Raw genomic sequence first — 25,155 nt, 5'->3', positions numbered from 1 at the left:
CCCGATGGTACTGAAATGTATAGCAGTTGATGATGAGCCTCTGGCCTTAGGGATGGTGTGTAGTTTTATAGAACAAACACCTTTTTTGGAGCTTAAAGGGGCCTTTTCTAGTGGGTTAAAAGCCTTGGAAATGGTGCATCATGAGCAGATCGACCTCATTTTTCTGGACATTCAGATGCCTGATCTGAACGGGATTCAGGTGGCCAGGATGTTGGATCATCAGCCAGGTGGCCCCGGACCAAGGGTGATTTTTACTACCGCCTTTAATAATTTCGCACTGGATGGTTATAAGGTGGATGCACTGGATTACCTGTTGAAGCCTTTTGATTACGAAGAGTTTTTGACCGCAGCAAACAAAGCAAGGAACTATGCAGAAATGAAAGCTCCGGTTAAAAGCCCGGAAGAAACAGGCGACGCCTATATCTTTCTGAAAGTGGAGTACCAGCTGGTTAGGGTCGCGATCAAAGACATTCTTTATATCGAAGGATTGAAAGATTATGTGAAGGTATACCTGGAAAATAATGACAAACCTTTACTCACTTTGAGCAGTCTTAAAGATCTGGAAGTTAAGCTTTCTTCAAAAGCTTTTATGCGGGTTCACCGCTCTTTTATTGTTTCGCTGGAGAAGATCACTGCGGTAACTAAAAACACTTTATACATCGGAGACCGGATGATCACGCTTTCAGAACAACACAAGGAAGCCTTCAATTCCTACTTCAGGAAGTGGCTTTAAAGCTAAAATGACATTCATTAGGTAATTCTCTATTTGTATTCCTTGGAGTTATAATCCATGGATGTTAATTTTGTATTCGCTAATCACGGTGGCCTTAAAACTGATACGCATGAAGATAGAAGAAGAACTAAAACATCAATTTGTAACTCCCCAACAGCGGGCAGCAACAAATATTATTTTCACTTCAAACTGGATTCTCAATAAGATTGCAATTGCGCTAAAACCGACGGGTTTATCGCTACAGCAGTTTAATGTGTTGAGTATTTTACATGGTCAGGAGGGACAAACGGCTACCGTTAACCTGATCAAGGATCGTTTGATAGACCGCATGCCCAATGTATCCAGATTGCTTAATAAATTGATGGATAAAGGACTAATTGTGAAAGAGCGAAACTTATCTGACCAGCGTGTGGTTTATGTTAAGCTAAGTCCGGAAGGGGCGAAGCTGAAAACTGAGGCCAGGGCGATTATTGATCAGGGGGTTCTTGACCTCGGTAACGAAGATGCTGATCTGTTAAATGACCTCCTGGAAAAATTAAGAAAATAAAATTGTAAAGAACATGGCTATGAATAAAGTAATTCTGTTGAACGCAAGACCGGTAGGAAAACCGGTGTTAAGTGATTTTAAATTTATAGAAGAAGCGATGCCAGTGGCCAATGATGGACAGGTATTGCTGCAAACAAAATATGTTTCGGTAGACCCGTACTTAAGAGGAAGAATGAATGATTCGGAATCTTATATCCCTCCTTTTGAATTGAATAAACCGATGTCTTCTGGTGTGGTGGCAGAGGTAATTGATAGTAAAATGCCTGGTTTTGAAAAAGGAGATTTCGTTTCCGGGAGTCTGGAATGGAAAGAATACCAGAGTCATGATGGTAAAGGCCTGATCAAAGTTGATCCTAAGGCGGCAGATTTAAGCGCTTATCTGGGGATTCTTGGTATGACCGGATTAACTGCCTATTGTGGTTTGTTGGAAATCGGAAAACCAAAAGCAGGAGAAACCATCGTTGTTTCTGGTGCTGCGGGGGCCGTTGGAACGGTAGTAGGCCAGATTGGTAAGATTTTAGGTTGTAGGGTCATAGGGATTGCCGGTACTAATGAGAAGGTAGAAATGCTGAAATCTAAGTTTCACTTTGATGAAGCCATCAATTATAAAACGACTACAGACCTGAAAGCAGCTGTAAAAGCCGCTTGTCCGGACGGTGTAGATGTGTATTTTGATAATGTGGGGGCGGCGATTTCTGATGCAGTACTTGCTAACCTCAACAGATATGCGCGTATTCCTGTTTGTGGAGCGATATCCTTGTATAATGCTACGGCACCAGATTTTGGGCCACGTATTCAGCCAACTATGGTGATCAAAAGCGCATTAATGCAAGGCTTTATTGTGTCTGCATTTGCAACTAAATTTCCCGAAGCCATTGCGCAGATGAGTACCTGGTTGAAAGAAGGTAAACTGAGCTACGTGGAAACTGTAGTAGAAGGTTTTGATCAGATTCCTCAAGCCTTTATGGACCTTTTTGAAGGTAAAAATGAAGGTAAAATGATCGTTAAGGTTTAAAGCGGTTATCGAATCGATAACCGAAAGATAAAGCTAAACTGATAGCTGTAATATTTTAGAAACTATAGCTGTATTATTTTAATTATAAAACAACCCAATCAAGATGTTAAATTTTGAATTTAAAAACCCGACCAAGATCATTTTTGGAAAAGGGGAAATAAAAAAGATAAGTAAAGAAATCCCGACAGGTGCTAAAGTATTGGTGCTTTACGGTGCTGGTAGTATCAAAGCTAACGGTGTATACGATCAGGTGATGGATGCACTAAAGGGTTTTGAAGTGTTGGAATTTTCTGGAATTCCAGCAAATCCGGAATATGAAGTGTTGATGCAGGCGCTAAAAGTGATCAAAGAAGAAAAGGTGACTTATATGTTGGCTGTTGGTGGTGGCTCCGTGATTGACGGGGTGAAATTCCTTTCCGCAGCGGCATTGTACGAGGGAGATACCCCATGGGATATCCTGACGCAAAATATCCGAACAGAAAAAGGTTTACCTTTTGCTTCGGTATTGACTTTACCTGCTACGGGCTCAGAAATGAACTCCGGCGCGGTAATTACCCGCAAGGAAACTCAGGAAAAACTGGCCATGGGCGGTCCTGGTTTGTTCCCGGAATTCTCTGTCCTTGATCCTGAGGTGATCAAATCTATCCCTAAACGCCAATTGGTAAATGGGGTAACGGATGCCTTTACACATGTTTTAGAGCAGTATATGACTTATCCGGCAGGCGCGCATTTACAGGATCGCTTTGCAGAAAGCATCCTGCAAACGCTGATTGAAGTAGGTCCGAAGGTGATTGAAAACCCGGGGGATTATGAGGCTGCAGCTAACTTTATGTGGAGTTGTACGATGGCCTTGAACGGATTGATTCAAAAAGGTGTACCTACCGACTGGGCGGTACATGCGATGGGTCATGAGCTGACGGCTTTATTCGGAATTGACCATGCCAGAACTTTGGCCATCATTGCACCAAGTCATTACCGTTATAATTTTGAAGCGAAGAAAGAAAAACTGGCGCAATACGGTCAGCGTGTATGGGGAATTACTTCTGGTAGTACCGATGATATCGCTAACGCTGCAATTGCCAGAACCGAAGATTTTTTCCATTCCATGGAAATTAAAACTTCGCTTTCTGAATATACAGTTGATTTCCAGGGCACTGCACAAAAGATCTCGAAACGCTTTACTGAAAGAGGTTGGTTAGGATTGGGTGAACATAAAACCCTTGCGCCATCCGATGTAGAGAAAATTGTAGAAATGAGCTACTAAGCTTTTTCAGGTGGTTTTACTGCCATATTTTAGGGGCCATCTGTTAGATGCCGGGTTTCTGAATTGTTCAGGAATCCGGCATTTTTATTTTAGAAAATTGCTAAAAAAGGAGTATTGCGTGCCGGAGGTATCCGAAGGTTTATGGTCATCATCGGGCCCATCAGTTCTATTTTTGATTATGCAACTTTTGCAGTCATGTTTTATGTGTTTAAGGCCAATAGTCCGGCACACCAAAGCTTGTTTCAAACCGGTTGGTTTGTAGAAGGATTATTGTCGCAAACTGTGATTGTTCACATGATCCGTACCCGTAAAATCCCATTTATTCAGAGCTGGGCAACAGCGCCGGTGATTGCTTTAACTACGCTCGTGATGCTGGTCGGAATCGCCATTCCTTTTACGTCATTTGCACCGGTATTGAAGTTAACGCCCTTGCCAATCGCTTATTTTCCCTGGCTGATTTCGATCCTGATCACCTATTGCTTATTGACGCAGTATGTGAAAGTTTTGTTCATTAAAGAGTTTAATTAGCGTCTGTAAGTAGCTGATTATGTTATTAGTAAAAAAAGTCAATATTTTCATGTTTAGTCCTTGTAAACATCGGTTTTATCGGTTTAGGTGTTGGAAATCTCCGGAGATTGTGGCGCTAAAAAACAAGCGGAGCTGGAATATAGCTTTGGTTAGCTGTGACGATCCCGGTGCTGATTCTGTATAAATGCCATTAGATTAATCGCGCATTAATCTTTGGCATTTATAGTAAGTTTTGAAATTCTTATGTTTTTAATTGGATAGCAGTATATTTGAAGCCATGTTTCATATTTTCCTACACTTCCTGGTACCTGCAATTGTGGCTTTTCTTTTTTATAAGAAGACGCTGGTTAAATCCTGGCTGATCATGATGGCTACCATGGCGGTGGATCTGGATCATTTATTGGCGGTGCCTGTTTATGACCCCAACCGTTGCAGTATTGGCTACCACCCTTTGCATTCTTACTATGCTATTGGGGTTTATGTGATCCTGCTTTTCTTTCCCAAAACAAGGATTGTGGGGCTTGGTCTGGTGATTCACATGATCCTCGATTATCTGGACTGCTTTATGTAGTATTCAGTCCGTTATTACAGTATCACAAGACTGCAGACAGTATTCAAACAGTTGTTTTACAAAAGTGGAGAGAGCAAACGCGCTACTTTTTCCGGTAGCTGCACCCAGGCAGATCTTGCGGTCCAGGCGGCAGCATCAATGAGTTTGGAAACCTGGAGATCTTCTTCGAAAGCTGCTTTAAGCTGCTTAGCGATTTCCCCATCATAAACCACAGTATTCACTTCAAAATTAAGCTCAAAGCTACGCTCATCCATATTTGCGGTTCCGATAAAGGAAAGTTGCTCATCTATGACCATCGTTTTTGCATGAATAAAGCCTTTTTGATATTGATAGATTTCTACGCCTACATCCAGTAGTTCCTGATAATAGGAGCGTGCAGCAGCAGCCACCCAAACAGAATCTGATTCAAAAGGAACCAGTAGTTTAATCTTTATTCCGCTGAAAGCGGCCACATAGAGTGCGTCCAGCAAACTGATTCCGGGGATGAAATATGGGCTGGTAATCAGGATTTCCTGATCTGCCATACCGATGGCCTGAATCAGGTTGAGCAGGATGGTTGGGTGGTCTGAATCAGGGCCACTGGCCGCGATTTGTAAGTCTACTTTCCCATTAGGGTTTTCCTCAAAGCTGAAAAACTCCGGCAGTATTTCTAAATTTTCTTCGGCACAAAAGTTCCAGTCAGATATAAATAAATGCTGTAGGTAATGTACTCCAGTTCCTTTGATTTTCAGGTGGGTATCTCTCCAGAATAGTGTGTCGTTGTATTTAGGGTCGTTAATGTACCGGTCGCTGATATTGATGCCGCCGGTAAAGGCGATATTGCCGTCAATGATGATGATCTTTCTGTGGTTTCTATAATTGAGGCGGTTGGCCAGGGCAATAAAGATTACCTTGTAAAAAGGGAAAGCATGGACACCGGCTTTTCTAAGTTCGGGTACCAGTTTTTTTCTAATGGAGCGGCTCCCAAAATCATCGTAGATCAAGCGGACCTGCACGCCTGCCAAAGCTTTTTCAATTAAGATAGCTTTGATTTCATTGCCAATCTTTTCATCTTCAAATATGTAATACTCCAAATGGATATGGTGTTTTGCTTCACGTAAGGCTTGTAATACTTCGGGGAATTTCTGTTCTCCGTTGATCAGCAACTTCACTTCATTGTTTCCGGTTAGCCCACTGGTATTGCTGTTCAATAGTAATTGAGCAAGCTTCTTAAACTTTTGCTGCGCCGGCTTCATTTCTTCAATGGTTTTTGCTGAATTCTTCATGATCCTTGAAGTCACTTTCTCCAGCTGGATTTCATCGGAGATGATCTTTTTGTTGTAGATCTTTCTGACCCTGTAGTTGATGCCAAATGAGAAGTAAATGATGACACCTATGACGGGTAAAAAAACAGCAAGGAGCAGGTAAGCAAGGGTCTTGCTTACAGATCTGGTATCATAGATGATGCGGAGGCAAACCGCAATAATAAAGAGTACGTAAGCAATTTCAAAAACTAGAATCCATTTCATAAAAAAGGGTGATTTACTTTACATACCAAAATAGGTGCATTTTGTTTGGTCTGATTGCAGATAAAGGCTGTTAATTGCAAATATCGCCGGGTTAACTTAATCTCGCTTCATCTAAATCCAGTTGGTTTTCCTGTTTACGAATCTGCTCATCGCTGAATGTCTTTTCCTTGCGCAATTGGTATAATTCCATGCGTTGGATACTGTACAGGTCCATCAGGACCGCATTGTACCTGGCGATTTCCACCTTTTCAGTGGTGTCACATTCCAGAGAATCCAGTTGCTGATTGGTGATAGAAATATCGCTTTCCAGCTGCTTCTTTAAAAATCCGATCAGTTCATTTTCTGTTGCATCACGGGCAAATTTTTCATTCAATCTCCGTAGGGCAGCCTGCATCAGTCTCAGGCGAATACCTGCTTCCTGTTCTCCCTCAGGTGGGAAGTCTTCAATGTCTTTGATTCCCGTCCACTTAATGACCAGGGGTAAGGTCAGCCCCTGAAAAACAAGGGTCACCAGGATCACGATGAAGGTGATAAAAAGGATCAGGCTGCGGTGTGGGAAAGCCTCGCCACTGCGCAATAGTAAAGGGATAGAAAGAGCGGAGGCTAAAGATACAACTCCTCTCATTCCTGCCCAGCCGATGATTACCGGCCCCTTCCACAATGGATTTACCGGGTCTGCACGTTTCCTGTTTCCAAGCCAGGCGGGGATATAGGCGATCAGCAGGGTATACAGCAGGCGGATGATAATGATCGTGATACTGATGATCAGGCCGTAATTGATGGCTTCTGTGATCGCATAATCACCCAGACTTTCCATGATGACCGGAAGCTCCAGTCCGATGAGGATAAATACCAGTCCGTTTAAAACGAAAGCCAGGGTAGCCCATACACTAATTGCCTGAATTCTGGATGCGCTGTGGGACAGGATTTCATGCGAACGGTAAGATAGGAATAACCCGCCGGAAACGACGGCCATGACACCTGAAAAATGGAAATGTTCAGCGGCGATATACATGAAATATGGGGTCATTAAAGTCAATGCGGTATCAATGCTGGGGGTTGTAGGCAGGAAACGATGCACGACATAGACGATATGGGCTATAGCAAGGCCAATCACTATGCCCGTTCCTGCAGACAGGAAAAACTGTCCGACGGCCTGTTCCATAGAAAAATGTCCTGATATAATGGCGGCGAGGGCAAAGCGGAATACAATTAAACTGGAAGCATCATTGATCAGGCTTTCGCCTTCCAGCACAGTAGTTAACCTTTTGGGGATCTTAATGTGCTTTAAAACGGAGTTTGCGGCAACGGCATCAGGTGGGGAGATGATACCGCCCAAAAGAAAACCCATGGCTAGCGTAAAGCCCGGAATCATTGCTGTGGATACAAATGCGACAATTATTGAAGTGAAGAATACGAGGCCAAAGGCCAGCATGGCAATGGGCTGGCGCCATTTCCAGAAGTCATTCCAGGAAGTGTACCAGGCAGACTCGTAAAGTAAAGGGGGAAGAAAAATGAGGAAAACCATTTCTGGTTCCATCTCTATCTTTGGGATTCCCGGAATAAAACTAATGCCCAATCCGGCGATGACCAGGAATATAGGGTAAGAGATTTTTAGCTTTTGAGCCAGCATGGTCAATAGAAATACGGCAAAAAGCAGTACCAATACCAGGAGGAGAGTGTCGCTAAACATAGGCTCGCAGATTAGTTTTCAGGTGAATAATCTAAATACAAGCTCAATATATTAAAAAACTTTCCTTTATAAGTCACACAATTCGGGTAAATCCATCCATCCACTGACTTTGAGACAGGGGCTCAGGCTTTCCTCCTCCTGTAGTTCCCAGGCACGGAAATGGGTGTTGTATCTCGCGATTTGGTAGCCGTATTCCAGTTCCGGGTTCACCACACTCACCAATTTGTAGGCATGGTCCATCGGCAGTCTGGCCTTTGTTGAAATCCATTTTCTCATCTTGTTGTTCTTTGATTTTTTAACCTTAGGGATTGATTTTTTTCCAGAACCTTCTTTCATTTCTTCCAGTCTTCCAGGGTCATTCCGACCTTTTCTCCTGCTTTTTCAGAATAGCTAAGCTTGATCTGAAATACATTGTCCTGGTTACAAAGAACAATCGGGCGGATATTCGGTTTTTTTTTAACACGTAATTTGTCACTATATGGTTTAAATTCAGTCCATTGCTTGCGTTTTGTTGTTTATTTGACGAAATTTAATAGCTGAAATTTCAGAGTTATGGAATCAAATCCTTTGTGATGAAAGATATAAGGAAAAGGCCAGGGTTGGAGGATTTCTTCCTCAATGGACTGGAAGATATTTACGATGCAGAACGAAAATTCATGAAATGTTTTGCTGCATTAGGTATTGCTGCCGGACATGAAGCACTAGTGGAAGTGTTATTGCACAATATGCGGACTACACAAAAGCACCTCGGGCATCTATCTGCGATCATGGATCGGTTCGAGCGGGATGGCTCAAATGGTAAATGTGAAATCGTCGGGTGTTTAACTGAGAAAGCTTCCTGCATGATCAGAGATATGGAGACGGGTTCGCCATTAAGGGATGTGGCCGTGATTTGCCTGGTACAGGTTATTCAGCATTATAAAATTGCTTGCTACGGAAATCTGATGTCTTTATCAGCTGAATTGGGGCATCATAAGGTGAAAATACTAATTGAAGAATGTTTGGTGGATGAAAAAAGAACGGATTTGTACCTCACAGAGATTGCCAGAAACTTTATAAATCCATCAGCAAAATAACGCACCTGGAATTTTTTATTCATTTTTTACGAGAGATTGGAAACAATAGAATTGATCAGGTGTTAAAGATTTACATCTATCTGTCTATGTTAAAGGGAGTTGTTTTTTGTGTTGAGGTGAAAAAAAGCTTTATTTTTTTACTGGTAGCTGCGGCATTTTTGTGCTCCTGTGCCATAAAACGCCCTAAAGAATCAGTTGCCCGGGAAAGTTATCGCCCGGATGAAAGCTGGAGGACAGCTGCTCAGGATCAGGAAGCCGCGGCTCAGGTTCAGGAAGACAGGAAGAACAAGGAAATGACCAGGCGCCAGAATGATTCGGTGTCGGTTTTTAAAAAACATTTATCAGAGGAGCTTAGCCGGAGCGCCCATCCCCAATGGCTGGATAGCTTATATCAAAGCCATGATTATAAACCCTTTTTGTTGGGTCAGGAGGGCTTAAAGCCAGGGGCAATTGCGGAATATCTGAGAAAAACTGAGCTTCATGGTTTGGATACCAACTATTTCTACCTGAATGAAATCGGGCCCCGTATCAGGGATTTGGAAGAACAGCAGGATAAACCGGCCTCCATCAAATATCAGGAAAAAGTGAAACTGGAACTATTGATGGCTGCTGCCTTGCTAAAATATAGTCAGGCGATGCAATATGGGCTTATTAGTCCCGATAGCCTCGATAAGAATTATTTCATCACCACGCAGGTGCCTGACAGTTCAAAAATCATGAGGGTTTTTAACGCTCCTGATCTGTTCCTTTTTCTGGATAGCATACAACCTTCATCTGAAGCCTATCGCTCCTTACAAATGGCTTTAAAAGCGGGTACAGGAGCCATCAACAGGAACAAGGAGGATGCGGCGCAAGCTATTAAATTAAATATGGAGCGTCTGCGCTGGAAAAATAAGCCTGATGCGCAGAAATATATAAGCGTTAATATTCCTGATTACACCTTAGATGTGATGGAAAAAGGGGTGTCTGTATTGCAAATGAAAGTCTGTGTGGGAGAGGGCCGTACAGAAACTGATCCGGGGGGCTCAAAAGAGACACCTCAGCTGAACAGCATGATTTATAGTGTGCAGGTCAACCCAATATGGAATATTCCGGCCAGTATTGCCCGGAATGAAATTTCCAGATATGCAGATCGTGATCCTTATTACCTCAGCAACAATGATATTGATGTGTATAAAGGAGGGAAACGTATTTCATCACCTGAAAAAATAGACTGGTCTACCGCAGATGTTTCACAGTATACCTTTAAGCAACGTCCGGGTGAACAGAATTCTCTGGGCAAAATCAAGTTTATTTTTGACAATAACAGCAGCGTTTACCTGCATGATACCCCGGCGAGGTCTGCTTTTAAGAAAAAGCTCAGGGCCATTAGCCATGGTTGTGTGCGGGTAGAAAAACCGAAGGAACTTGCGCTTGCCTTATTCGGACCCGGAAAAACCTTTAACCAGATTAAATCGGCCATGGATCGGTCTTATCCCAGAGCCAAATACATTGGTTTGCCGGTAAAAATGCCAATATACCTGACTTATATCACCGCCTGGCTGGATGATAAAGGGCTGTTGCAAATCAGAAATGACATCTATGGATTGGATCTTTTGCTGTATAATGAACTGAAATCCAATCAGATGATTGCTGAATGAAAAAATCCGTCACCTGAGTGATGACGGATCGGTGGGGGATGAACCCCGATCTGTTTTATATTTTAATAACCGGCATCGGCATTGATTTCATTCGCACGTTTGAAATGACGTTCAGACATACGCAATGCTTTAGTGGCGAAACTCCTGATTTGTACATCGCCGGATACACTCGCAGACTTGTAAAGGTCAATTGCTGCGGCATTATCTTTAATCATCATTTTGATGTAATGGTTTTCAAAGGCGGCAACATCCATTTTTTTAAGTTCTTCAATATGTTTCAGGTCTGCCGGAGGAAGGGTAGCTGGTAATGCAATTTTTTTACTGGCAGCGAGTGTCTTTAATTCAGCGGCGATTTTAGTATGGTCTTTGACCAACACTGCTCCATATCTTTTGATGAGTTTGTTGGTGGATTTTTCTGCTGCAAGTTTCGCTAAAGCGAGTTCCATCATGCCATCAGTTGCTGCTTCCTGCAGGAAAGCAGTCATATCACCACCTCTGTTTATATCTGCGGTATCAGGGATGACCTGCGCAATTGTTGAATCAGTAGTGTCAGCGTTGATCTTATCGGTATTCCGGCAAGCGGAAAAGGAGATCAGCAACAGGCTGAAAATGGCCAGTAAATGTTTGTTTTTCATAGTGCTTGATTTATAGTTTAGCATTAGTGTAATTACAAATCTGGAACTGAAATGTTTTGAGTAATTTAGAAATTAAGCCCTTAATCAGGGAAGGGTATTGCTTCCTGTGGCGATGGGAAACATTTTAACAGGTAAGGTGTTATATGCTACGAAATCAGGACTCGCAGCTGCAATGCGGAACCGGAGTATTCAATTTTAAACCGGACATTTAATTATAGCACATGAAAAATAACAATGGGAACTTTTTTGAGAAAGCATCAACTAAGATTACCAACTGGACCGGAAGTCCTGTGGCTTTTTGCACTGCCTTCCTGGTGGTGATTGTTTGGGTGCTTTCCGGACCGATCTTCAATTATTCAGACACCTGGCAACTGGTGATTAATACGGGGACAACCATCATTACCTTTTTAATGGTGTTCCTCATTCAGAAGAGTCAAAACAAGGATTCCAAGGCGATTCAGCTGAAATTAAATGAACTGATTGCGGCCAGCAGGCATGCCAGTAACCGGATGGTGGATATTGAAGACCTGACGGAGTCTGAGCTGGATGTACTGCATAAGTATTATCAAAAGTTATCAGACGTGGCACAAGCCGACCTGGATATACATAAATCACACTCTATTGATGCGGCAGTGAAGAACCACAGGTTGAAAAAAATCCATATTGCAGAAGGGGAGGCAAAGACAGCGGTACCTGAAGTTACGAAGGGAAAAGCAAATAATCTGAATGCCAAATCCTGATTTTACTTGTATTTTTTTGTTTACATATTGATGATTATGCTTATTAAGATTCATTCTTGATTCAGCTATTTGCATATTTAGGATGTTTTTATAATATTAGATCATCAACCATTCAACCAAATATATGAGTGAATTTCAAATCAAAAAATCGTCTACCGTCTACGATGTTGTTATCGTAGGGTCTGGAGCAGGCGGAGGTATGGCCGGCTACGTGTTGGCTCATGCCGGTCAAAAAGTGCTGATGCTTGAAGCTGGTGCTTATTTCGACCCAAGAATCGACGCACAACAGTTAAAATGGCCATGGGAATCCCCAAGACGTGGTGCATCAACCACAAGACCTTTTGGCGATTTTGACGCCTCATATGGAGGTTGGGAATTAGATGGCGAACCCTATACCCAAAAATCAGGAAGCGAATTTGCCTGGTTCAGGTCTAGAATGCTAGGTGGCAGAACCAATCACTGGGGAAGAATTTCCTTAAGAATGGGACCACTGGATTTTAAATGTAAGGATGGACTAACGGATGACTGGCCTATTACGTACGAAGAGCTAAAACCTTTTTATGATCGAATAGACCGCATGCTTGGGATATATGGCTCTGTAGAAGGCATCGAAAATGAACCCGATGGAATCTTCATGGCACCGCCAAAACCAAGGCTAAATGAGTTGTTCATTAAGAAAGCCGGAGAGAAAACCGGCGTAACGGTAATTCCAGGTAGGGGTTCCGTTTTAACAGAAGCCTTACCGGATAATAAAGACCGTGCACCTTGTTTTTACTGCGGACAATGCGGACGTAGCTGTAAAGTGTATGGTGATTTCTCTTCTTCTTCTTGTTTAGTCATCCCGGCAGTGAAAACAGGAAACTTAACCGTGATCACTGATGCGATGGTTAGGGAAGTCCTGACGGATAAAAACGGATTGGCTACCGGCGTTTCTTATATCAATAAGAAAGACGGTTTTGAGTATCAGGTAACTGCGAAAACAGTCATCCTTGGTGCCAGTGCCTGTGAGTCTGCGCGTATTTTACTGAACTCTAAATCTGCGGCCCACCCTGGTGGATTGGCCAATGGAAGCGGTATTGTAGGTAAATATCTGCATGATTCTACCGGTGCCAGCTTAAGTGGTTTCTTACCTCAGCTGATGGACCGTAAGCGATACAACGAAGATGGTATAGGTAGTGTACACATTTATTCGCCATGGTGGTTAGACAATAAAAAACTGGATTTCCCTCGTGGTTATCATATTGAATATTGGGGTGGTATGGGAATGCCAGCTTATGGATTTGGTGGTGGTACTGCTAAATTAAACGGTATGGTACCGGGTAGAGACGGTAAAATGAAAGAAGCAGGAGGTTATGGAGCATCGTTAAAAGACGATTACAGACGCTTCTACGGTGCTTCGGTAGGTATGGCTGGTAGGGGAACTGCCATCGCCAGAGAAACAAATTACTGCGAGATCGATCCTAAAGTAGTCGATAAATACGGTATCCCGGTATTGAGGTTCAATTACCAATGGGCAGACGAAGAGGTGAAACAGGCGAAACACATGCAGGAGACTTTCCAGTCGATGATGCATGCAATGGGTGCCATCATTACTTCTGACATCCCTGGTCCGGAAACGAATTACGGTTTAGAGGCTCCGGGAAAGATCATCCATGAAGTGGGTACCATCAGAATGGGTGATGATCCTAAAAAATCAGCATTGAATAAATGGTGTCAGGCACATGAGTGTAAAAACTTATTCGTGGTAGATGCAGCACCTTTCGTACAGCAAGGAGATAAAAATGCAACCTGGACCATTCTTGCGCTTTCTATGAGAACTGCGGAATATATCCTGGATCAAAAGAAAAAACAAAATATTTAATCTGTTTAAAGCAAAGAAAAATTATGAACAGACGTGATTCGTTAAAAGTCTTAGGACTAACTGCTATAAGTTCCGCAGTATTATTAGATGCCTGTAAACCAGGTGAACCTAAAGTTGCTGCAACTCCTGAAGCAGGTGATCACCCCGGAAGAGAAGAATGGGAAGTCCTGAGAGATAAAACGCTGATGGAGGAAACGTTCTTTTCTCCACATGAGATGGCGACTATCGCTGTGCTTTCCGATATCATCATCCCAAAAGATGATAAATCAGGAAGTGCAACTGAGGCTAAAGTGCCGGAATTTATTGAGTTTATCGTGAAAGATATGCCAGACCATAAAACGCCCATGAGAGGCGGATTAAGATGGTTGGATATGCAATGTCTGAATCGTTGGGAGAAGCCTTTTAAAGACCTTTCCGACGGGCAGAAAATTGAAATGGTAGACCAGATTGCTTATCCTAAAAAAGCAAAACCAGGAATGGAACAAGGTGTTGCCTTTTTTAACCTGATGAGAAGTCTGACCGCTTCCGGGTTCTATACCACGGAAATGGGTGTGAAAGATATCGGTTATGTAGGTAACGTTCCTAATAAATGGGAAGGTGTGCCTGCGGACGTATTGAAGCAATACGGATTTGATAGTGCTTCTTAATACCCGGGTTTCTTTATAAAAAAAAGCAGCAGTTTAATTACTGCTGCTTTTTTTTATTTGTTATGGTGTTGATTATAAAATCATTAACTTTATTTTGATGAGCAAAATGGAGTCTTTAAGTTTTAGAAAACGCTATTCAAAATACCTGTTGATATGGGCATTTGCAGGTAGTTTTTTTTGCCTGTCAGGACCCATTGGCTTTTCTACCCAACTAAACCAGAAAGCCCGGATCGAATCTGTAATTGGTTTTCTGCAATGGGTAGAAAGCTCCCCGGTTTACAGCAACGCAAAGAATATCCAATTAAAGGCCCATATTGAAACTGGATCAAAGGCTTTATATACTTATGCTTTATGGTTGTACAATAGCACCTCAGCTATTCTTTTTAACCATAATCAAGATCAGCTCTCTCTCTTCGAACCTTTCAGGTTCTTTGTTATTCCTAAAATCATCCCTCCGGGTATCGGCAGCTAATTGCCTTTTTAACCCTGTTTTTTTACTTTAACAAATGTCCATGAAATCTTTGAAAAAGATATGGAGAGGGCTTTGTCTTGTGCTACTGCTTTCACTAGCCTTAATCGGCATTGGTGCTGGTGCAGGTATCCCGATACCCTCTTCCAATAGAAAAGAAAACCAAATAGAAATCAATGTCGAAATGATAGATGATCAGGATGATGAATCGGCGGAAAAGTGTTTTATTTGATCTAATGCGCTGTCTTTGTTTAAATTAATCTTGATCCCTGAGCCGTAATCTACAGAGATTTTAAAAATATTGCGCAACGGAATGTCTAAAATGATGGCCCAGATGCAACGGATTACACCGGCATGGGTTACAATGGCGACCTTACCCAAATCTTTGGTTCTGAGCATCGCTATAAACGCATTTACTCTTTCATAAAGCAGTTCCAGGCTCTCCCCGGAAGGGGTTTTTGTGCTGACGAAATCATTCATCCAGTGCCCAAGCAGAATTTGATCCATGTCGTTCCATTTGCTGTTCTCCCAGTCGCCAAAGTTCATCTCCATTAAATCCGGCCGATTTTCCACTGCCGAATTCGTAGGTAGTTGATCAGCAAGTAGGCTACAGCGACTGGAAGGGCTGCTGTAAACCTGGTCAAAATCGTCAGGCAATTTAGCAATGACTTCATTGATATCTTGCGTTGCGCTAGCTGCTAAGGGCACATCAAACTGTCCGTAGCAGGTTCCTTTTTCCACCGCTACTGCGGTATGTCGGATTACATAAACTTCCATACGACCAGAAATGTTAAAAGCGTAATCACTTCGGCAAATTGTTCTACGGCACCCAGACAATCGCCGGTATAGCCGTCCAGCCACTTGTTAAAGTACCGCTGGCTGATTAAATAAAGCAGGATTAAGGGTGCTAATACAAAAATGAGCTGCCAGCGGAAAGCAAGCAATACTAACAGCGGAGCAAGGCCAAAAATATAAGCACCAATTACTTCTTTATAGGAGTAAGCTTTGGCTATAGGTTTGGATTTACTACTTTCATCCTCACGGGAATAGGTTGAAGTAAAAGTGATCTGTATGGCAGTTAACCTCGCCAGGGCGTGGTAAGTGATAAAAAACAGCAAGACAATATAATCAGGAGTAAATTTTAGGCTCATCAGCAACTTATGCAAGGCCAGGTATTTCAGGCCAAACAAAAAGATCAGTGCAACTACACCATAGGTACCCAGGCGACTGTCTTTCATGATGTCCAGGATTTTTGCCTTTGTCCAGCCACCTCCAAATCCATCAAATACGTCTGCAAAACCATCCTCATGGAAAGATCCGGTGATGTATACACCTGCAGCAAGCGATAAAATTACCGCGATTTCAGCGCCAAACAGGAAATTGCTGATCCAGAATACGAGGAAGGAAAGTCCGCCAACAAGCCAGCCGATCAAAGGGAAATACCGGGTAGATTTGTTCAGGTGCTCCGGATCATGGTCTACCCATTTCGGACAAGGCAATTGCGTATAAAACATCATTGCCGTAAAAAATATACGTATCTCGTTTTTCATTTAGGATGCTTTTGTAGAAACACCAGCATTTTCGAAACTGGCCATTTCATTTAGAAAGGCTACTGCACTTTGAATGATCGGGTAGGATACCGCACATCCGGTACCTTCACCAAGTCGCATGTTTAAGTTTAATATCGGCTCTGCACCTAAGAATTTTAACAATTGACGGTGACCGGTTTCGTCGGATAGATGACAAAATATGGCGTTGTTTTGTAGCAATGGGTTGATCATCAGGGCAGCGAGGTAGGCTGCTGTGGCAATAAATCCATCCACCATAACCAGCATATTGTTTTCATAAGCTGCCAGCATCGCTCCGGTAATGTGGGCAATTTCGAAGCCACCATAAGTCTGCAATACGGCTACAGGGTCTTTTGAGCGCCCATGACGCAATTCACACTGTTTCAGTATACTGATTTTATGGGCAAATTGTTCGTCGTTCAATGCGGTACCTCTGCCTACGCAGCTTTCAATCGGTAGTCCGCAAAGGTTGCTCATGATCATGGTTGCCGCAGAGGTATTGCCTATGCCCATTTCTCCGAAACCGATGATGTTACAGCCACCTGCATGAAGGTCGTTCACGATTTTCTCCGATTGTGTCAAACAGTTTTCCAGCTCATGAATGTTCATAGCTGGTTCTTCCAGGAAGTTTCTGGTGCCTTTTTCCACTTTCGCACGGATCAGTTTTTCGTGTGGCTTAAAGTTGAAATTCACCCCGGTATCTGCGATTAGCAGGTTGATCTGGTGTTGCCTGCAAAATACATTGATTGCCGCTCCTTCATTCAGGAAATTCAGGACCATTTGGTAGGTCACTTCCTGGGGGTAGGCGCTAACACCGGATTTGGCGATGCCATGATCCCCTGCGAACACAACAATCGCAGGTTTGGTTAATTCCGGACTAAGGGTATTCTGTACGGTTCCGATTTGCTGAGCAAGTTGTTCTAACTTGCCTAATGCACCCTGGGGCTTAGTCTTTAAATCTATTTTCTGTTGAAGTTCTTCCTTCATATGCTGATATCGCCTTGGTTTGAAATAAATATTGGCCGTATCTGTGTGGGATACGGCCAATAAAGGCTGAAATTAACAATATTTTAGAGTTGTTTCATCACATGGTTTACGATAACATCACAACGAACCAGATTGAAGGCATACAGTTGTCCCGGTTTCCAGTAGGCATTGAGCTCCGAACGTAACATTTCCCTGGCTCTTGTCAGCCTGATTTTAACATTCGATTCCCCGATATCCAGGGCCTCCATAGTCTCTATCGTGCTCATCCCTTGTACTTCGCGCATCACGAATACCATTCTGTATTTTTCCGGTAAGGCAGCTACTGCTTTCTCCAGGATCGCTTTGAGTTCTTTATTCACAAGGCTTTCTAATGGAGTTTCTGTATGCTGAGCTTTTTCATTACTTTCCATCAGGGTCTTGTTTTGTTGAACTTTCCTTTTCTTGTGTAATAAGCTTTCATTTATCAGGATTCGGGTGAGCCAGGTCCCAAAACCAGATTGTTGCCTAAAATCAGGCAGGTGTCGGTAAGCATTCAGGTAAGCGTTTTGCATAATGTCTTCCGCCTCCTGAGCATCATTAACAATGGACATACTAATCCGGTACAATTGCTCATTGTACTTGCGCATGATTCTTTCATACAAGGCTTTTTCCCCGTTTACAATTCTTTGTATGATTTCCTCTTCGCTGAAGGTGTCCGTATTTGTAGTTTCGGTGCTCATAGTGTCTGATATATAATAGAGTATTGGCAGGGAAAAGGGTTACAAAATCAGGTATAAAAATTTTGTAACCCTTTTTCTACAGCCCCTCTCTAATGTATAAAAATTAACATCATGGAAGATCTTAAAAACATTAAATCAGTACAGTCTTTGCTTATGCTGACTTACGGACTCATCCCGATTGTAGCCGGGGCAGACAAGTTTTGTAATTTATTGACAGACTGGTCACAATACCTCAACCCTACATTGGCTTCAATGTTGCCTTTCAGCGCTGCTACGTTTATGATGATTGTGGGGGTGATAGAAATTATCGCAGGCTTACTGGTGTTCTTTAATCCGGAAAAAGGGGCGTATCTGGTTTGCACCTGGTTAGTATTGATTGCTTTGAGTCTTATAGCGAGTGGAAAGTACCTTGATGTAGCCGTAAGAGACCTTGCGATGGCAATTGGCGCTTATAGTCTGGCCAAACTTTCTGGACCTAAAATTGCTAAAGATTAGGCAGGTGGGATACATTGTAAAAATATTAAATGTGGAGCATGTAGCGCGAAATGTAAAGCGCTTTATCCTCGAAAAGCCTGCCGGTTACTCTTTCGTACCCGGTCAGGCTACAGATGTGTCCATTAATCAGCCTGGTTTAACCGAAGAACTGAGGCCTTTTACTTTTACCTGTACCAATGATAACGAGTATCTGGAGTTTATCATTAAAATTTATAAAGATCATGGGGGTGTCACCGAAAAATTGTCGGCCTTAACCACAGGCGATGAACTGATTCTTCATGATGTTTTCGGAACCATTCATTACAAAGGCCCCGGAGTATTCCTTGCTGGCGGGGCAGGGATCACACCATTTATCGCCATTTTTCGTCAGTTGAAACTAGACCATGCCCTGACCGGGAATACCTTGTTATTTGCGAACCATAGTGAAGAAGATATCATCCTCCCGGCAGAACTAAAATATATGCTGGCCGGGCAATACGTAGATGTTTTGAAATCGCCTACAAAACCTGGTGCTGCAGGCCGGGAGATCGGTCTTAAATTGTTAAGTAAATATGTGACTAATCCAGGCGCTTACTACTATATCTGCGGGCCGGAACCCTTCACCTTAACCATGTTAACTTTACTTGGAACTTTAAAGGTCGATAAAGCTCACATCGTACTGGAAGCCTAGTAGATAGCTGTTTAAACGGGGTTTAATGAGAATATGTGTGAGATAAAATGAATATATTAGCTATAATTGGGATAAATAATATTTAATCCCTGGTATGAAATATTCATTACTGATCTGTTCCTTTATTCTGATGCTTTTCTCTTGTAAAAAGGCTGAAAAAGAAGCCCTTGAAACTGTCGTTTCAACAAAAATCGTAAACTTTAAAACCCTTACCGGAGTAGAAGATTTATTGGCTGATACGGAGTCAGTTGCCGTTATGGTAACGCGAAGCATCGTTTTACGCGATCCGCTTAAAATTGAATTGAGTGGTACTAAAGAAGTAAAACTGATGAATTTCACGTTGAAAACCATCAGAAATATACAGGTTTTTGTGAAACTGGCAGGTACCGGAGAAAGAGTCGCGCTTTTAAAAATTGATTCTATTACCCCATTGGTTACTTTCCAACTCCCCTTGTCTATTGTAGACCATGAAGAGCAGTTGTATACTGAAAGTGGTCAGTTAATTACCCTTGCTAAACAGACGGACCTTTCTAAAGCAGTATTTTCTGTAGTGGTAGACGACCCCTTTTACAAAAGACTAAACGCCATGAAAATCCCATGGAGATTGAACTTTAGAAAATCACAGGAAGATGTAGGGAATTGGTATCGAATGAACCCTTTACATGCCAGAGAAAGTCTGGTGATGTTTACCAATTTGGCTTATTTGTTTTCACAAGAATCTACTCAAACTGGTTTTATGGCTTATGAAGGCTTAACCGCCAATGATGGAACTTTGCTGAGCGAGGAGAAAAAATCAGCGGTTTACCGTGATATTCTGACCAGAGCAAATATCGAAACTGGTTTAGTCAGAAATGTGAGTGGCTTAGGTGGTGGAAACCTGGTTGCAGTTGCAGAATATGTGATGATGCGTCATTACAATAAGAATGCAGAAGAAGTGCTGGTTCATGAATTGGGGCATGCGCTTGGTTTTGGCCACAGCAGTAATATGACTTATGCTTCCAATAGTAAAGCCTTCCATTTGGCCATGAGACCTTTGATTAATAAAATGCTGACAGACCGCGAGTATCCTTATTGGGATTATAGAATGTTGAATACGTATAACAAGTATATCGACATGACTGGTGATTACCTGCGTGAAGGGAAAAAACCGAATGGAGACCGACATAATCCAACTAAGTACGAGTACTAAAGTGGATTGGAAATCAGAATTATAGTATTCAGTCCATCTGATTTTTAAAATATCACAACAGCCGGTTTTGCCGGCTGTTGTAGGTTTAAGCATTTATTCTTCGACGATATCCCCCTTATCTCCTTTGGCTTTCAGGTCTGTACGGTCTGTAACAGCCCCTTTTTCAATTAAAACAGCGATTCCCTTTCTGGATATGGCGCTGACCTGCTTTAATGACGTTTTTCCACTTTGCGTTACGGAGACGGCCACAGAATTCTTTCCTTCGGCTACGATTTCCCCTTTTACCGATAATTCTTTGATGGTGCCGCCTTCTACATGGAAGGAATGCACACCACTACCATGCGTAATGATGTTTCCGGCGATGTGTAATTGCTTAACTTCTCCACCTGGTTTAATGCTGAGCCCATCTGCGGGTAGGGAGACAAGGACTCCTTTTACCAGTGTCTGGCCCACTGCGCCATGGGTGATGAGGTCGTTTTTTATCGTGATACTGCCAACAGGTTTACTCACCTGGATGCCAATGGAGCCGTTGCCATGGGTTTCAATCCCATGGAATACCGCTTGATTTACAGTGCCATCATATTGGTTAAACCCTCTGGCTCCCAGTCCATAGGTCTCTATTTTATCTTTTGCCTCGAAATAATCGACCACTCCGAAGTTGACAAAGCCAATTCCGCTGGGGCCATAAGAAGTAATGGGGTTTTCTGCAATCCAACGGTCCACTTGTCCCCAGGTATCCAGTACCATGTCATTCACCCCATACGTTGTGACCCTGCCTTTGTTGATCAGTGTTTTAACTTTGGCACCATTAAGGATAAAGACTGCTGCGGTAATGATATTTGGCTGTCCGTAAGGAATCATGCCGTTGGTGTAGATTTCTCCGGTACTGACCTGGTCTGCCAGGACCCAACCACCATTGTCGCTAAAACCGCCAATAAATAAGCCGGTTCCAATTACCGGAGCACCCTTTCTGCCTAAGGTAATGTCGGTCAGGGTGGCCTGTATCACGCTATCCGGATTACTGTTGTAGTTGTAAACGGTAAAGGCTCCCTGGTAAACATTTACACCATATTTCTGTGGTTGCTCGGAGTAACGACGCGCATCGCAACTTACAATATCAATGTTTTCGGCGATTAGTTTGGTTTTAAGGCTGCCAGAGCGGGTTAATATTTGAACCTGTCCGGTGATGGTTAAGTCTTTTAAGGTAAAAGTCCCAAGATCGGCCTGGTGGCTCAATAGATAAATGGCTCTGTTGCCCGGGTTAGTTTGAATATTCAGGTTGCTGACTTCGTTGTTGGCCGTTAAACCGATGCCGTCACTATTGCTGAAACTAAGGATCGATCTATCTCTGTCCAATCCAGTCAGGCTAAATCCAACAGGAAGTACAATAGCATATGGACATAGGATGGAGGTTTGGACCTCTAAATTTAACGGGGTATCCTGGTCTAGAGCTGCAATGAGCTCTTCAAAGGAGTTGATTTTTGCTTTCATAGGAGGGATTTTAAGTTATGAAATTGATCATGGAATATTATTCTGTGCTCCAGAACCATTATATACTAAAATACGGAAACTTTTCGGCTGGATTAAATGTTCTCAAATAAGGAGTACATCTAAATTTTCTATTGTTTTTTTTTTGAAGTTAAATACTTTATTGTGTGGTTATTAAGGGATTAGTGCTTATTTTTATATAGTGCAGGCATTATTTCTTTATGCCGGATTGAAATTAATTGAGGGTGAATAGTATTTGTTTGAATTTTAAAATTTAAAGCGTCTGGTTTTTTAACCTGCTTTATGATATAATATTTCTAACCTATAAAACTATAAGCATGAATTTAATTGAAATGTTGAAGAATGAGGTAAGCGGTGGCGTGATCTCTTCTTTGAGCCAGAAAGCTGGCGTAACTGAGGATCAGGTGAAAACAGGCTTCTCTGCTGGTATCCCTGCGGTTTTAGCCGGAATCCTCAAAAACGGAGCCGGAGGTGGCTTACTGGATAGTATCCTGCCTGGTTTAACTGGTTCTGCGGCTACGAATTCCCCCGATGATTTACTAAATGGTTCCAGTGATTCGCTCCTGGAAAAAGGAAAATCCATGTTGGGCAGCTTATTTGGAAATGACAGCGGCTCCGTAACAAGCGCAGTTTCTACTGCTACGGGGCTACCTGAGGGTAAGTCTGCCGGTTTGCTGGCGATGATTGTGCCATTGGTGACCGGCTTAATTTCAAAACTGATGGCCTCCAAAGGCTGGAGTGTCTCTGATTTATTAGGAAAGATTTTTGAAAGTAAAAGCGAAATTGCAGCAGCACTTCCTCCGGGTTTAAGCAGCACTTTAGGAATTGCCAATATTAAGCTTCCCAATGTAGGTATTCCTGATGCCCCTCAGGTTGAAATGCATAGGGCGAGCGCAATACCATCAGGAAGGGTTCCTGATAAAAATACAGGTGGTGGCTTTATCAAATGGCTGCTTCCCCTGATTGTCGTTATTGTGGCATTATGGTGGATGTTGGGAAAAAAAGGTTGCAATGAAACCTCGGTCACCAGTACAGTAGATTCAGTAACAACCAGTATAGATACCATGGGCGGTAAAGTTGGTGGTGTAGTAGATGCCACTGTAACCACTGTGGAAGGTAAATTAAATGAAGCCGGAGATTATGTGAAGAATCTTGGCGAAAAGATGACCAGGAAGTTGCCTGATGGAAAAGAAATCAGCATCGCGGAGAATTCCGTAGAAAACAGGTTGATTGTATTCATTGAAGCTAAAGATAAACCGGTAGATAAAACCACCTGGTTTACCTTCGACAGGTTATACTTTGAACCTGGAAAAAGCACTTTAAAACCAGAATCGCAGGAACAGTTGAATAACATTGCCGCTATTTTAGTCGCGTATCCGGTAGTTACCCTGAAATTAGGTGGCTATACCGATAGTACCGGCGATGCCGCAGTGAATAAGAGAATTTCTAATGAACGTGCAAATACCGCCAAAAACGAGTTGGTGAAATTAGGTATTGATCAAAAGCGACTGGAAGCAGAAGGCTATGGTGCCGAGCATCCGATTGCCAGCAATGATACCCCTGAGGGTAGGGCACAAAACCGACGTATAGATATCCGTGTAACAGGAAAATAAGGGTTTTAAATTTGGAAAGCCGTTAGGAAGGAGATCTTCTTAACGGCTTTCTTATGATGTGGATAGTTTACCTGAGGAGTAATGCCCCTATGTTTTTATTAAAAGTGCTCCCCTGATCACAGTTGGTGAAGAATACATATCCATTGTGATTGGCCAGATTGATCTTAAATCCTGATTGAGCATCGCCGTTGTTGCCGCCATGTTCGTAGATTGTCCCATAGCTTATTGGCCTGATCGCAACGCCTAAGCCCCAGGCGGTATCGCCATTGTATAGGTAATGTGGACTGTTTTTATCCAGTTGAACCTGTGCCTTGAACATTTCATCGACCATGTGCTTCGATAAACCCTGACCATCCATCAAAGCAATCAGAAATTTGGAGAAGGTTAAAGCTTCCGTATGCAAGCCGCCCGCCGCCTCAAACCAGGTGGAATCTTGTTCCGGAAAAGAAGTCGGCCATGCTTTGTCAAATGGTTTTCCTTTAATATGACCTTTAACTTTATGCTGAGTAATGTACTTATGGCTACTGAACCAGGCTTTTTTAAGACGTAGCGGTTTGGCTACTTCAGCTTGAAATATGGGTTCTAATGTGGTTATGGTTAAATTGTTCAGCTTAGCAATAACCTTTGCGAGATAATAATACCCTTCTCCTGAATAAGAGAATTGTGTACCCGGAGTAAATTTCAAATACAATTCGCCCTGTTTATAAAGTTTTTCATCGCGTTTGTCAAAATACCGCCAGTTAGGGAAACCGGTAGTATGGGAGAGCACCATTCGTGCTGTGATCAGTTGATAACGCGTGTCTTTGGCAATATCCGGATAAGGTAAATAATGGTACAATGGGGTATCCAGATTTAATTTTTGTTGATCGACTAGTTTTAATACAAAGTAGGTAAATAGCGTTTTTGACAAAGAAGCCGCTTCAAAGATGGAATTCTCTTCCACTTTTTCTTTTGTTTCGATATTTGAAACACCCAGCGCCCGATGATAAACTACTTTTCCATTGTGGATCAGCGCGAATGACAGGCCTGGTATCCCCAGCGAATCCATCTGTTTCCTGATAAATTTATCCAGTGTCGCTGTACTGATTTGATCGCCACTCAGTGTTTGTAATTGGGCCTGACTTTTAAAACTGAAAAAGGGAAGCAGGATAAATGTAATGGTATAAAGGAGTGATCTGTTCATAGCCAGGCGGTTAAAGATATTTAGTATATCCAATAGATGCTCAGAAATGATTTGTGTTACATCTGGCTATAGAATTCCCCTGCTTTACAATCAGATGAATGAAGGTTTTTAACAGAAATGTTTATTTTTAAATAAAGTATACTAAAAAGGTAGACTATATTTATATATTTGCCTAAACAATTTATATTCAACCAGCAAACCAACAAACAAAAAGCTTATGAAATGTTAAAGATACTATATAAATAAAGGGTGGCCTTTCGGCGCACCCTTCCGGATCTATAAATAAACCAGGTTT

Annotated in this window: 27 protein-coding genes; 17 read left to right on the top strand and 10 right to left on the bottom strand. The window is 42.4% G+C overall.

What is annotated here, in order from left to right; all coding sequences use genetic code 11:
* The first annotated feature begins 4 nt into the window (after window positions 1-4).
* The 6 genes from OQX61_RS02850 (at window position 5) to OQX61_RS02825 (ending at window position 4,658) form a co-directional block, all read left to right on the top strand.
* The gene (locus tag OQX61_RS02850) at window positions 5-733 is read left to right on the top strand and encodes a LytTR family DNA-binding domain-containing protein (RefSeq protein WP_265840147.1); all 729 of its coding nucleotides are present in this window, start codon (window positions 5-7) and stop codon (window positions 731-733) included.
* 109 nt (window positions 734-842) lie between these two features.
* A complete protein-coding gene (locus tag OQX61_RS02845; RefSeq protein ID WP_265840146.1) occupies window positions 843-1,280 on the top strand; it encodes a MarR family transcriptional regulator in 438 nt (145 codons plus the stop codon).
* A gap of 19 nt (window positions 1,281-1,299) precedes the next feature.
* Window positions 1,300-2,295: an NADP-dependent oxidoreductase gene (locus tag OQX61_RS02840; RefSeq protein WP_265840145.1), complete on the top strand. Its 996-nt coding sequence runs from the start codon at window positions 1,300-1,302 to the stop codon at window positions 2,293-2,295.
* 103 nt (window positions 2,296-2,398) lie between these two features.
* Window positions 2,399-3,559: an iron-containing alcohol dehydrogenase gene (locus OQX61_RS02835; protein ID WP_265840144.1), complete on the top strand. Its 1,161-nt coding sequence runs from the start codon at window positions 2,399-2,401 to the stop codon at window positions 3,557-3,559.
* 114 nt (window positions 3,560-3,673) lie between these two features.
* Window positions 3,674-4,087, top strand: coding sequence for a cation transporting ATPase C-terminal domain-containing protein (locus OQX61_RS02830; protein WP_265840143.1), 414 nt, complete (start codon window positions 3,674-3,676; stop codon window positions 4,085-4,087).
* Window positions 4,088-4,364: 277 nt separating this feature from the next.
* Complete coding sequence (locus tag OQX61_RS02825; protein WP_265840142.1) at window positions 4,365-4,658, top strand: DUF6122 family protein; 294 nt, start codon at window positions 4,365-4,367, stop codon at window positions 4,656-4,658.
* Between the two features lie 56 nt (window positions 4,659-4,714).
* On the opposite strand, the gene cls is transcribed toward OQX61_RS02825, so the two are convergent.
* The 3 genes from cls to OQX61_RS02810 all read right to left on the bottom strand — a co-directional run bounded on the left by cls (window position 4,715) and on the right by OQX61_RS02810 (window position 8,135).
* Complete coding sequence (gene cls / locus OQX61_RS02820) at window positions 4,715-6,166, bottom strand: cardiolipin synthase (RefSeq protein WP_265840141.1); 1,452 nt, start codon at window positions 6,164-6,166, stop codon at window positions 4,715-4,717.
* Window positions 6,167-6,257: 91 nt separating this feature from the next.
* Entirely contained in the window at window positions 6,258-7,859 is a 1,602-nt protein-coding gene (locus tag OQX61_RS02815) for a Na+/H+ antiporter (RefSeq protein ID WP_265840139.1), read from the bottom strand.
* Between the two features lie 66 nt (window positions 7,860-7,925).
* Window positions 7,926-8,135 carry a DUF551 domain-containing protein gene (locus tag OQX61_RS02810; RefSeq protein WP_265840138.1) on the bottom strand — a complete coding sequence of 70 codons (210 nt, stop codon included), beginning with the start codon at window positions 8,133-8,135 and terminating at the stop codon, window positions 7,926-7,928.
* Window positions 8,136-8,431: 296 nt separating this feature from the next.
* Between OQX61_RS02810 and OQX61_RS02805 the strand changes: the two genes are divergently transcribed.
* Together OQX61_RS02805 and OQX61_RS02800 are read left to right on the top strand one after the other, a co-directional pair.
* On the top strand, window positions 8,432-8,935 hold the full coding sequence (locus tag OQX61_RS02805; RefSeq protein ID WP_265840137.1) for a DUF892 family protein: 504 nt from the start codon (window positions 8,432-8,434) through the stop codon (window positions 8,933-8,935).
* A 116-nt stretch (window positions 8,936-9,051) separates the two neighbouring features.
* A complete protein-coding gene (locus tag OQX61_RS02800; protein WP_265840136.1) occupies window positions 9,052-10,575 on the top strand; it encodes a L,D-transpeptidase family protein in 1,524 nt (507 codons plus the stop codon).
* A 62-nt stretch (window positions 10,576-10,637) separates the two neighbouring features.
* On the opposite strand, the gene OQX61_RS02795 is transcribed toward OQX61_RS02800, so the two are convergent.
* Window positions 10,638-11,210, bottom strand: coding sequence for a DUF4142 domain-containing protein (locus OQX61_RS02795; RefSeq protein ID WP_265840135.1), 573 nt, complete (start codon window positions 11,208-11,210; stop codon window positions 10,638-10,640).
* A gap of 221 nt (window positions 11,211-11,431) precedes the next feature.
* Between OQX61_RS02795 and OQX61_RS02790 the strand changes: the two genes are divergently transcribed.
* From OQX61_RS02790 to OQX61_RS02770, 5 genes are all read left to right on the top strand, one after another.
* Entirely contained in the window at window positions 11,432-11,950 is a 519-nt protein-coding gene (locus OQX61_RS02790) for a low affinity iron permease family protein (protein ID WP_265840134.1), read from the top strand.
* A gap of 124 nt (window positions 11,951-12,074) precedes the next feature.
* Window positions 12,075-13,811 carry a GMC family oxidoreductase gene (locus tag OQX61_RS02785; protein ID WP_265840133.1) on the top strand — a complete coding sequence of 579 codons (1,737 nt, stop codon included), beginning with the start codon at window positions 12,075-12,077 and terminating at the stop codon, window positions 13,809-13,811.
* A gap of 23 nt (window positions 13,812-13,834) precedes the next feature.
* On the top strand, window positions 13,835-14,458 hold the full coding sequence (locus OQX61_RS02780; RefSeq protein WP_265840132.1) for a gluconate 2-dehydrogenase subunit 3 family protein: 624 nt from the start codon (window positions 13,835-13,837) through the stop codon (window positions 14,456-14,458).
* Window positions 14,459-14,555: 97 nt separating this feature from the next.
* Entirely contained in the window at window positions 14,556-14,930 is a 375-nt protein-coding gene (locus OQX61_RS02775) for a hypothetical protein (RefSeq protein ID WP_265840131.1), read from the top strand.
* Between the two features lie 34 nt (window positions 14,931-14,964).
* Entirely contained in the window at window positions 14,965-15,159 is a 195-nt protein-coding gene (locus OQX61_RS02770; protein WP_265840130.1) for a hypothetical protein, read from the top strand.
* Here the strand turns inward: OQX61_RS02770 and cobC are convergent.
* From cobC to OQX61_RS02750, 4 genes are all read right to left on the bottom strand, one after another.
* Complete coding sequence (gene cobC / locus OQX61_RS02765; protein WP_265840129.1) at window positions 15,123-15,704, bottom strand: alpha-ribazole phosphatase; 582 nt, start codon at window positions 15,702-15,704, stop codon at window positions 15,123-15,125. The two genes, OQX61_RS02770 and cobC, sit on opposite strands and share 37 nt — an antisense overlap.
* The gene (locus tag OQX61_RS02760) at window positions 15,689-16,477 is read right to left on the bottom strand and encodes an adenosylcobinamide-GDP ribazoletransferase (protein WP_265840128.1); all 789 of its coding nucleotides are present in this window, start codon (window positions 16,475-16,477) and stop codon (window positions 15,689-15,691) included. Before OQX61_RS02760 ends, cobC begins: the two co-directional genes overlap by 16 nt.
* Window positions 16,478-17,482 (bottom strand): nicotinate-nucleotide--dimethylbenzimidazole phosphoribosyltransferase, encoded by a 1,005-nt coding sequence (cobT, locus tag OQX61_RS02755; protein ID WP_265840127.1) that lies wholly within the window; start codon window positions 17,480-17,482, stop codon window positions 16,478-16,480. It lies immediately after the preceding gene.
* 83 nt (window positions 17,483-17,565) lie between these two features.
* Entirely contained in the window at window positions 17,566-18,201 is a 636-nt protein-coding gene (locus OQX61_RS02750; protein ID WP_265840126.1) for a sigma-70 family RNA polymerase sigma factor, read from the bottom strand.
* A gap of 111 nt (window positions 18,202-18,312) precedes the next feature.
* Here OQX61_RS02750 and OQX61_RS02745 point away from each other — a divergent pair, with 111 nt between their 5' ends.
* The 3 genes from OQX61_RS02745 to OQX61_RS02735 all read left to right on the top strand — a co-directional run bounded on the left by OQX61_RS02745 (window position 18,313) and on the right by OQX61_RS02735 (window position 20,555).
* Window positions 18,313-18,696 (top strand): hypothetical protein, encoded by a 384-nt coding sequence (locus tag OQX61_RS02745; RefSeq protein ID WP_265840125.1) that lies wholly within the window; start codon window positions 18,313-18,315, stop codon window positions 18,694-18,696.
* A 4-nt stretch (window positions 18,697-18,700) separates the two neighbouring features.
* Window positions 18,701-19,366 (top strand): FAD-binding oxidoreductase, encoded by a 666-nt coding sequence (locus OQX61_RS02740; protein ID WP_265840123.1) that lies wholly within the window; start codon window positions 18,701-18,703, stop codon window positions 19,364-19,366.
* 94 nt (window positions 19,367-19,460) lie between these two features.
* Entirely contained in the window at window positions 19,461-20,555 is a 1,095-nt protein-coding gene (locus tag OQX61_RS02735) for a hypothetical protein (protein WP_265840122.1), read from the top strand.
* Window positions 20,556-20,648: 93 nt separating this feature from the next.
* On the opposite strand, the gene OQX61_RS02730 is transcribed toward OQX61_RS02735, so the two are convergent.
* Window positions 20,649-22,046 (bottom strand): hypothetical protein, encoded by a 1,398-nt coding sequence (locus OQX61_RS02730; RefSeq protein ID WP_265840121.1) that lies wholly within the window; start codon window positions 22,044-22,046, stop codon window positions 20,649-20,651.
* 335 nt (window positions 22,047-22,381) lie between these two features.
* Here OQX61_RS02730 and OQX61_RS02725 point away from each other — a divergent pair, with 335 nt between their 5' ends.
* Complete coding sequence (locus OQX61_RS02725) at window positions 22,382-23,677, top strand: OmpA family protein (protein WP_265840119.1); 1,296 nt, start codon at window positions 22,382-22,384, stop codon at window positions 23,675-23,677.
* 67 nt (window positions 23,678-23,744) lie between these two features.
* Here OQX61_RS02725 and OQX61_RS02720 read toward each other — a convergent pair whose 3' ends face one another.
* Window positions 23,745-24,860, bottom strand: a complete 1,116-nt coding sequence (locus OQX61_RS02720; RefSeq protein WP_265840117.1) for a serine hydrolase domain-containing protein — start codon at window positions 24,858-24,860, stop codon at window positions 23,745-23,747.
* Window positions 24,861-25,155: the final 295 nt, after the last annotated feature.

The sequence above is a fragment of the Pedobacter sp. PLR genome, from assembly GCF_026239675.1.
Classification (GTDB): Bacteria; Bacteroidota; Bacteroidia; order Sphingobacteriales; family Sphingobacteriaceae; genus Pedobacter.
This window is presented reverse-complemented; position numbering and strand designations above follow the sequence as displayed.

Coding starts and splice junctions, on each gene's coding strand:
- OQX61_RS02850 (WP_265840147.1), top strand. CDS start 5: ATGGTACTGAAATGTATAGCAGTTGATGATGAGCCTCTGGCCTTAGGG.
- OQX61_RS02845 (WP_265840146.1), top strand. CDS start 843: ATGAAGATAGAAGAAGAACTAAAACATCAATTTGTAACTCCCCAACAG.
- OQX61_RS02840 (WP_265840145.1), top strand. CDS start 1,300: ATGAATAAAGTAATTCTGTTGAACGCAAGACCGGTAGGAAAACCGGTG.
- OQX61_RS02835 (WP_265840144.1), top strand. CDS start 2,399: ATGTTAAATTTTGAATTTAAAAACCCGACCAAGATCATTTTTGGAAAA.
- OQX61_RS02825 (WP_265840142.1), top strand. CDS start 4,365: ATGTTTCATATTTTCCTACACTTCCTGGTACCTGCAATTGTGGCTTTT.
- cls (WP_265840141.1), bottom strand. CDS start 6,166: ATGAAATGGATTCTAGTTTTTGAAATTGCTTACGTACTCTTTATTATT.
- OQX61_RS02815 (WP_265840139.1), bottom strand. CDS start 7,859: ATGTTTAGCGACACTCTCCTCCTGGTATTGGTACTGCTTTTTGCCGTA.
- OQX61_RS02810 (WP_265840138.1), bottom strand. CDS start 8,135: ATGAGAAAATGGATTTCAACAAAGGCCAGACTGCCGATGGACCATGCC.
- OQX61_RS02805 (WP_265840137.1), top strand. CDS start 8,432: ATGAAAGATATAAGGAAAAGGCCAGGGTTGGAGGATTTCTTCCTCAAT.
- OQX61_RS02795 (WP_265840135.1), bottom strand. CDS start 11,210: ATGAAAAACAAACATTTACTGGCCATTTTCAGCCTGTTGCTGATCTCC.
- OQX61_RS02790 (WP_265840134.1), top strand. CDS start 11,432: ATGAAAAATAACAATGGGAACTTTTTTGAGAAAGCATCAACTAAGATT.
- OQX61_RS02785 (WP_265840133.1), top strand. CDS start 12,075: ATGAGTGAATTTCAAATCAAAAAATCGTCTACCGTCTACGATGTTGTT.
- OQX61_RS02780 (WP_265840132.1), top strand. CDS start 13,835: ATGAACAGACGTGATTCGTTAAAAGTCTTAGGACTAACTGCTATAAGT.
- OQX61_RS02775 (WP_265840131.1), top strand. CDS start 14,556: ATGAGCAAAATGGAGTCTTTAAGTTTTAGAAAACGCTATTCAAAATAC.
- OQX61_RS02770 (WP_265840130.1), top strand. CDS start 14,965: ATGTCCATGAAATCTTTGAAAAAGATATGGAGAGGGCTTTGTCTTGTG.
- cobC (WP_265840129.1), bottom strand. CDS start 15,704: ATGGAAGTTTATGTAATCCGACATACCGCAGTAGCGGTGGAAAAAGGA.
- OQX61_RS02760 (WP_265840128.1), bottom strand. CDS start 16,477: ATGAAAAACGAGATACGTATATTTTTTACGGCAATGATGTTTTATACG.
- cobT (WP_265840127.1), bottom strand. CDS start 17,482: ATGAAGGAAGAACTTCAACAGAAAATAGATTTAAAGACTAAGCCCCAG.
- OQX61_RS02750 (WP_265840126.1), bottom strand. CDS start 18,201: ATGAGCACCGAAACTACAAATACGGACACCTTCAGCGAAGAGGAAATC.
- OQX61_RS02745 (WP_265840125.1), top strand. CDS start 18,313: ATGGAAGATCTTAAAAACATTAAATCAGTACAGTCTTTGCTTATGCTG.
- OQX61_RS02735 (WP_265840122.1), top strand. CDS start 19,461: ATGAAATATTCATTACTGATCTGTTCCTTTATTCTGATGCTTTTCTCT.
- OQX61_RS02730 (WP_265840121.1), bottom strand. CDS start 22,046: ATGAAAGCAAAAATCAACTCCTTTGAAGAGCTCATTGCAGCTCTAGAC.
- OQX61_RS02725 (WP_265840119.1), top strand. CDS start 22,382: ATGAATTTAATTGAAATGTTGAAGAATGAGGTAAGCGGTGGCGTGATC.
- OQX61_RS02720 (WP_265840117.1), bottom strand. CDS start 24,860: ATGAACAGATCACTCCTTTATACCATTACATTTATCCTGCTTCCCTTT.